The sequence below is a fragment of the Streptomyces milbemycinicus genome (assembly GCF_002154605.1).
In the GTDB taxonomy this organism is placed as follows: domain Bacteria; phylum Actinomycetota; class Actinomycetes; order Streptomycetales; family Streptomycetaceae; genus Streptomyces; species Streptomyces milbemycinicus.
Window position 1 is genome coordinate 1 of sequence record NZ_MUNE01000231.1, and the last position, 5,014, is coordinate 5,014.

Genomic DNA, 5,014 nt, shown 5'->3' on the forward strand with positions numbered 1-5,014 from the left:
GTCCTCGTTCGGGATCAGCGGGACCAACGCGCATGTGATCCTGGAGCACGTTCCGGCCGAGCCGATAGCCCCGGTCGTCGAAGAGCCGAGCTCCCCCGCCGTCGTCCCTCTGATGGTCTCGGGGAAGACCGACGCGGCGTTGCGTGCCCAGGCGGAACGGCTGCGGTCCTACCTCGCCGAGCGGCCCGAGGCGGGCAGGGCCGATGTCGGGCTGTCCTTGGCGTTGTCGCGGTCGCGTTTTGAGTATCGGGCTGTGCTGCTGACCCGCGACCGTGAGAGTGCGCTGGATGCGCTTGCTGCTCTGGCCGCGGGGGAATCCACCAGTGATGTGGTGCTCGGCTCGGTGGCTCCGCGGCCCGGTGTCACCGCCTTCCTCTTCACCGGTCAGGGCAGTCAGCGCCCTGGTATGGGGCGTGAGCTGGCGGGCCGGTATCCGGTCTTCGCCGACGCGCTCGACGCTGTCATCGAGGAGTTGGACGGGCATCTGAGCCGTCCTCTGCGCGAGATTCTGTTTGCCGAGGCCGGCACTCCAGAGGCAGAGCTTCTTGACCGTACGGAGTTCACTCAGCCCGCCCTCTTCGCGGTGGAAGCGGCGCTGTTCCGGCTGCTGGAGTCCTGGGGAATCACGCCTCGCTTTGTGGCCGGGCATTCGATCGGGGAGCTCGCCGCCGCACACGCGGCAGGGGTGCTCAGCCTGCCGGATGCCTGCACCTTGGTGGCGGCACGCGCCCGGCTGATGCAGGCCCTGCCCGAGGCAGGCGTGATGGTGTCGGTCCAGGCCACCGAGGAAGAGGTGGCACCGCTGCTGGCGGGCCGCGAGCACCTGATCGGCATCGCCGCAGTCAACGGCCCCGAAGCCGTGGTCATCGCCGGTGACGAGAGCGCCGTACGGGATGTCGCGGACGAAATCGCCGCGCGCGGGCGTAGGACCAAGCGGCTGTCGGTCTCGCATGCGTTCCACTCCCCGCTGATGGACCCCATGCTGGACGACTTCCGCACCGTGGCCGAGGGCCTGACGTATCACGCGCCGCGGATCCCCATGGTGTCCATGGTGACCGGAACACCCGTCACCGGCAGTGGCACCGACGGCGACGACGAGACCGCATCCGCCGACTACTGGGTACGGCACGCCCGGGCCGCCGTACGCTTCGCCGACGGCCTCCGGGCACTGGAAGACGCGGGCGTCGACACCTTCCTCGAAATCGGTCCCGATGGCGTACTCTCCGCCATGGCCAGGGACTCCCTGTCCCCCGGCACGGCCCTCCTCCCGCTACTGCGCCGGGACCGCTCCGAGGAGCTGTCGGCGGCCACCGCCCTCGCCCGGCTCCATGTGCGCGGAACGTCCCCCGACTGGGCCGCGTTCCTGGCGGGGAACGGGACCGGACGCGCCGCATACCGCGTCGAACTGCCGACGTACGCCTTCCAGCACGAGCGCTACTGGCCACAGGCCACATCGAGCACGGCCGGGGACATCACTGCCGCCGGGCTGGGCTCCGCGGACCATCCGATGCTCGGCGCCTCCGTGGAGCTGGCCGACGGCGAAGGCGCGCTGTTCACCAGCAGGCTCTCGCTGCGGACGCACCCGTGGCTGGCACAGCACGCCGTCATGGGTGCCGTGCTGCTGCCGGGCACCGCGCTCCTCGAACTGGCGATCCGCGCCGGTGACGAGGTCGGCTGCGACCACGTTGAGGAGCTGACGCTGGCCACGCCGCTGGTGCTCCCCGAGCACGGCGCGATTCAGGTGCAGTTGCGGGTCGGCGCGGCGGACGAGGCCGGCCGCCGCCCGGTGGTGGTGTCCGCGCGGCCCGAGGGAGCGGCGGGCCAGGAGTGGGTCCGGCACGCCGACGGCGTACTCGGCGTACGTGCGCACACCACCGCTCCCGACACCGCTTTCGACGCTGTCCAGTGGCCACCGACCGGGGCCGCGCCCCTCGCGCTGGAGGGGCTGTACGACCGGCTCGCGGAGGACGGATTCGGCTACGGCCCCCTCTTCCAGGGGCTCACCGCGGCTTGGCGGCGCGGCACGGCGATCTTTGCGGAGATCGCCCTTCCCGACGTCGGGGACGACGGCACATCCGTCGCGGATGCGGAGGACATCGACGGCTTCGGGCTGCACCCGGCGCTGCTCGACTCCAGCCTGCGCGCGGTGGCGCTGCTCGACGGGGACATTCCGCGTACGGCCCTGCCCTTCTCCTGGGAGAACGTCACCCTGCACGCGAGTGGCGCCAGGGCCCTCCGGATCCGGCTCGCTCCGGCCGGTCGCCACACGGTGTCCCTCGGCCTCGCCGACACCTCCGGCACCCCGGTGGCCACGGTCGGCTCCCTGGCGCTACGGCCGCTGTCCGCCGAGCAACTGAGCTCCGCCGCGGGCGCGGCGGAGCGCGACTCGCTGTTCCGGCTCGACTGGACGGCCGCCACCGTCGACCACGCCGCGCCCCCCGCCGACGCCGGGCCGCTGACCGTGGTCGGCCCGGACTCCCTCGGGCTCGCCGGGGCGCTCGAGGCCGCGGGCCACACCGTACGCCCGTACGCCGACCTCGCTGACCTCATCCAGGTGGTCGGCGACGAGGCTGTTGCCCCGGGCGTCGTGCTCATCCCGCTCACCGGAGCGGTTGATGCGGCTGAGGCGGCCGACACGGTGGTCGCCGCCGCGCACCGCCTCAGCGCCCAGGTGCTGACGTACCTGCAGACCTGGCTGGCCGAGGAGGAACGCCTGGCGGGCTCCCGGCTGGTGTTCATCACCCGAGGGGCCGCCGGCGACCCGCCGGGTGCCCACGATGTGGCTGCCGCGACCGTATGGGGCCTGGTGCGCTCGGCGCAGGCGGAACACCCGGACCGGTTCGTCCTCGCCGACCTCGACGCCCGGCCCGAGTCGGCCGCGGCGCTGCCGGGGGCGCTCGGCTCCGCGGAACCGCAGTTGGTGATCCGTGACGGCGCGGTCCACGTCGGCCGACTGGCCCGGGTGCCCGTACCGGGTGAGCCCGGCGCCGAATGGGACCCCGAGGGCACGGTGCTGATCACCGGTGGCACCGGGGGACTGGGCGGCATACTGGCCCGCCACCTGGTCACCGACCACCAGGTCAGGCATCTGCTCCTGGCCAGCCGCCGCGGCCGCGCCGCAGCGGGTGCCGACCGGCTGGTCGACGAACTCACCGCCCTGGGCGCCCAGGTCACCGTGGCCTCATGCGACATGGCCGACCGCGACGCGCTGGCCGAGCTGGTGGCCGGTGTGGAGCGGGACCACCCGCTGACGGCCGTGGTGCACACCGCGGGCGTCCTGGACGACGGTGTGATCGAGACCCTTACCCCGCAGCGCATGGCCGCCGTACTGCGCCCGAAGGCGGATGCCGCCTGGCATCTGCACGAGCTGACCCGCCACCTGGACTTGACCGCGTTCATCACCTTCTCGTCGGTGGTGGGCACCTTCGGCGGCGCGGGCCAGGCCAACTACGCCGCGGGCAACGCGTTTCTGGACGCGCTGGCCGAGCATCGACGTACGGCCGGGCTTCCGGCGGTGTCGCTGGCCTGGGGCCCGTGGACCCAGGCGGGCGGGATGACCAGCACCCTGACCGAGGCGGACATGCGCCGCCTGGCCCGGGAGGGCATGCCCGCGCTGCCGGCCGAACGGGGCGTGGCGCTGTTCGACGCCGCCCTCGCCACGCCGGACGCCGTCCTGCTGCCCGTACCGCTCGACCTGCCCGCGCTGCGCGCACGTGGCGAGATCCCGCCGCTGCTGCGAGGACTCATCCGCACCCCGCTCCGCCGCTCGGCGGCCACCGGGTCCGGCACCTCCGCCTCCCTCGCACAGCGGCTGTCCGCCCTGCCGCGGGCGGAGCGCTCGGAGGCCGCGCTCGACCTGGTCCGTACGCATGTGGCGCTGGTGCTGGGACACGCGACGGCGGACGTCGTGGCCCCGACGCGCGCCTTCCAGGAGCTGGGCTTCGACTCCCTGACGGCGGTGGAGCTGCGCAACCGCCTCGGCGCAGCCTCGGGCCTCCGGCTGCCCGCGACCGTCGTCTTCGACTATCCGACCGCGGAGGCGCTGGCGGGCTACTTGCTGGACGAACTGCTCGGCCGGGAGGCGACGGATACCGCGGACGCCGGGGAGGCCGGGAACACGGCCCACGCTCTCCTTCCCGTCGCCGATGACCCGGTGGTGGTCGTGGGCATGGCCTGCCGCTACCCGGGCGGGGTGCGCACTCCGGAGGATCTGTGGCGTCTGGTGGACGGCAGCCAGGACGCCGTCTCGGGCTTCCCGGACAACCGTGGCTGGGACCTGGAGGCGCTGTACGACCCGGACCCGGATCACGCGGGCACGTCGTATACCCGGCAAGGTGGCTTTCTCCACGATGCGGGGGAGTTCGACGCGGCGTTCTTCGGGCTGAGTCCGCGTGAGGCGTTGGCGACGGATGCGCAGCAGCGGTTGTTGCTGGAAACGTCGTGGGAGGCGTTCGAGCGGGCGGGGATCGATCCGGTGTCGCTGCGGGGCAGCCGGACGGGTGTGTTCGCGGGGGTGATGTACAACGACTATGGCACTTTGCTGCGCGGTGCGGAGTTCGAGGGCTATCAGACGAACGGCAGCGCGGGCAGTGTGGTGTCGGGGCGGGTGTCGTACACGCTGGGTCTCGAAGGCCCGGCGGTCACGGTCGACACGGCGTGTTCGTCTTCGCTCGTGGCGATGCATCTGGCGGCGCAGGCGTTGCGGTCGGGGGAGTGTTCGCTGGCGTTGGCCGGTGGTGTGACGGTGATGTCGACACCGGCGTCGTTTGTGGAGTTTTCGCGGCAGCGGGGATTGTCGCCGGATGGGCGGTGCAAGGCGTTTTCGGAGTCGGCTGATGGTGTGGGCTGGTCCGAGGGTGTGGGTGTGGTGGTGCTGGAGCGGCTGTCGGACGCGCGCCGCAATGGTCACGACGTGTTGGCGGTGGTGCGGGGTTCGGCGGTGAATCAGGATGGTGCGTCGAATGGTTTGACGGCGCCGAATGGTCCGTCGCAGCAGCGGGTGATCCGTCAGGCG

Annotated in this window: 1 protein-coding gene; it reads left to right on the forward strand. The window is 72.4% G+C overall.

Going from position 1 to position 5,014, the window contains the following annotated elements; genetic code table 11:
* A partial coding sequence (locus CCN51_RS19805) for a type I polyketide synthase (protein ID WP_143675848.1) occupies positions 1 to 5,014 on the forward strand: 5,014 nt, incomplete at both ends.